Here is a 539-nt window from a genome sequence, read left to right as displayed (position 1 = left end):
GCGGTGTTTGGCCGCGAAGGCCGGGCCAGGCATTTTTTTCTGTCGCCGTCGGTGAGTTCCGCGGTGGCCGCGAGCATTGTGCTGGTAGCGCTGGCCTACAGCGTGTTGCTGCGCCACTTGTGGCAGCCAGAGGGCTGGCAATGGCTGGCCGACGAGTTGCTGCACGACGTCATGCCGGCGCTGTACGCCTTGTACTGGTGGTGTGAGGTGCCCAAGGGCCATTTGCGTCTGCGGCACCTGGCGCTGTGGGCACTCTACCCGGCCGTATACTTTGGCTACGCCTTGTGGCGGGGTAGCGAGATTGGCCTGTACGCCTACCCGTTCATCGATGTGGCGAGGCTGGGGTACGGGCAAGTGCTGCTCAATGCCCTGGGCGTGCTGGCGGGGTTCTGGGGGATCGGGCTGGTGTTGCTGGGGCTGGATCGTTGGCGTGGGGCGCAAAAGTTTGCTTAGCCTGTGCCGGCCTCTTCGCGGGCAAGCCCGCTCCTACAGGAATACCACAGTCTTCAAGGCTGGTGATGTACCTGTATGAGCGGGCT

At 63.8% G+C, this 539-nt stretch carries 1 protein-coding gene; it reads left to right on the top strand.

Annotated elements, in window-relative coordinates:
• Window positions 1-453 (top strand): Pr6Pr family membrane protein (locus tag GYA94_RS26620; protein ID WP_161893450.1); only part of this gene is annotated, 453 nt, incomplete at its 5' end.
• Window positions 454-539 lie beyond the last annotated feature (86 nt).

The organism is Pseudomonas juntendi, assembly GCF_009932375.1.
Taxonomy (GTDB): domain Bacteria; phylum Pseudomonadota; class Gammaproteobacteria; order Pseudomonadales; family Pseudomonadaceae; genus Aquipseudomonas; species Aquipseudomonas juntendi.
Note: the sequence above shows the minus strand (reverse complement) of the source record. Positions and strands in the feature narration are given on the sequence as shown.